The organism is Cellulomonas hominis (assembly GCF_005239125.1).
Lineage (GTDB): Bacteria > Actinomycetota > Actinomycetes > Actinomycetales > Cellulomonadaceae > Cellulomonas > Cellulomonas hominis_A.
The window spans coordinates 1-2,097 of the sequence record NZ_SZYE01000320.1 but is presented as its reverse complement, the minus strand read 5'-3'; the positions used below and the strand labels follow the sequence as shown (position 1 = coordinate 2,097).

The 2,097-nt window shown below is 81.7% G+C and carries 1 pseudogene; it reads right to left on the bottom strand.

The features are described from left to right. A pseudogene (locus tag FA014_RS20370) lies at positions 1-87 on the bottom strand (hypothetical protein); the annotation flags it as partial. Positions 88-2,097 lie beyond the last annotated feature (2,010 nt).

Genomic DNA, 2,097 nt, shown 5'->3' with positions numbered 1-2,097 from the left:
GGCGGCGTCGAGCTGGGGGCCGCAGTCGCAGCGCGCCGAGCCGAAGGCGTCACCGGTGAGGCACTCGGAGTGCACCCGGACGACCGGCTGCTCGGCCAGCCCCTGCGCGGCGACCAGGGCGACGTGGCCCGCCCCAGGCGGAGCAGCAGCGGGACGGCGTTGCGCAGGGCGGTGCGCAGGTGGGTGCGGTTCCCGGCCGGTGCCCACTCGCGGGCCAGCGCCAGCAGGTCGTCGAGCGCACCGGCGGGGTCGGGGCGGCGCGCCACGGCGGCGACGGCGGCGGCGCGGGCGACGCCCGACAGGTACCGGTCGCCCACGGCGTCGGCGAGGTCCCGGGCGTCCGCGAGCGCCGCGACCGCCGCCGCCGGGTCGGTGCGGGACAGCACCTCCCCGGTGGTGAACGCGAGCCACGCGCGGTCGGACGGGGCGGCGTGCACGGGGTGCACGGCGCGGCGGAGCTGGGCGAGCGCGGCGTCGGCGGCGAGCGGCCGGTCCCGGTAGGCCGCCACCAGCGCGGGGTAGGTCAGGCCGACGACCCGGTAGTGCGCGTCGGCGGCGTGCTGGGCCTCGGCGGCGATCCGGCCGCCCAGGGAGACGGCGTCCTCGGTGCGTCCCTCGAACAGCGCCAGGTCCGCCAGGACCTCGAGCGCGTGCATCCGGTCGGCGGCCTCGGTGGCCCCGGTGAGCGCCTGCTGGGCGCGGCGGCCCGCGCCGCCGCGGTGCCCCTGCACGAGCGCGCGGGCCGCGAGCGCCGCGAGCACGGCGGGTGCGTCCTCCCGCCCGGGCACCGGCCAGGCGAGCACGTCGGTGCGCAGGGTGTCGACCGCGTGCCGGTGCAGGGCGCGGGTGAGCCGCACGGCGAGGTCCGGGTCGTGGGTCGCGGCCCAGGCGTGCGCGACGCGCAGGTCGGGCAGCAGGGCGGTGAGCTGCGCGCGGGCGTCGGGCTCGCCGGGCCCGCGCAGCGCCCGGTCGGCGTCCCGGGCGACGTCCAGCAGGACGGCGGCGTGCCGCGCGCGCACGGGCTCCGGGGGCGGGCCCACCACCGCGCGCACCGTCTGCAGCATCCGGTACCGGGTGCGGCCCGGGGTGTCGTCCCGGACCAGGAGCCCGGCCGCGGCGAGCAGCTCGGCGGTCCGGGCCGGGACGTCGAGCACGCGCGCCGCGAGGTCGGGCGTGCACGCGGTGGCGAACACGGGCCAGCCGTCGAGCGCCGTGCGCGCGTCCCGGGTCAGCAGCTCGCGCGACCAGCAGACGAGCGCCGCGAGCGACCGGTGCCGCGCCGGGCCGTCCCGGCGGGGCAGGACGAGGGCGTCGAGGCGGGCGTCGAGGAGGTCCGCGAGCTCCGCGACCGGGAGCGTGGCGGTGCGGGCCGCGGCCATCTCGACGGCCAGCGGCAGGCCGTCGAGCCGGGTGACGACGCGGGTCACGGGGTCGGGGGCGCCGGGCGTCGGTCCGCCGGCGCGCGCCCCGGGCGCTGGGGGCGGGGTGCTGCGCCCGGCCGCGACGCGGGCCCGGTCCCGGAACAGCCGCGCCGCCGCCGAGTCCGGGCCCGCCGTGCCCAGCGGCTCCACCAGGAGCACGTGCTCCCCGGCCACCCCGAGGGGGGTCCGGCTGGTCGCCAGCACCCGGAGCGGGCCGGGCTCGGACAGGAGCAGGCCGACGCACTCCGCCACCGCCCCGGCCACGTGCTCGCAGCTGTCCAGGACCAGGACGGCCGCGCGGGTCCCCGCCCGGGCCAGGACCTGGGCGGGGGCGTCGGCCGGGTCGGCGTCGAGGCCCTGGGCGATCGCGGTGGCGACGGCGGCGGGGTCGCGGACCGCGGCGAGCTCGACGAACCGGGGGACCAGCGGCGCGGTCACCCGGGCCGCGGCCTCGAGCGCGAGGCGCGTCTTGCCGACCCCGCCGGGGCCCACGAAGGTGACCAGGGCGCTCTGCTCGAGCAGGGCGCGGGCGGCGCGCAGCTCGGCCTCCCGGCCCACGAAGGATGTGCCCGGCCGGGGGAGCGGCGGCGGTGCGGGGTCGGCCGGCCGGGCGCGCTGCCCGGCCGGGGGACCGTGGTGGTCGCGGGTGCCCCCGGGTGCGCCGGTCGCTGGCGGG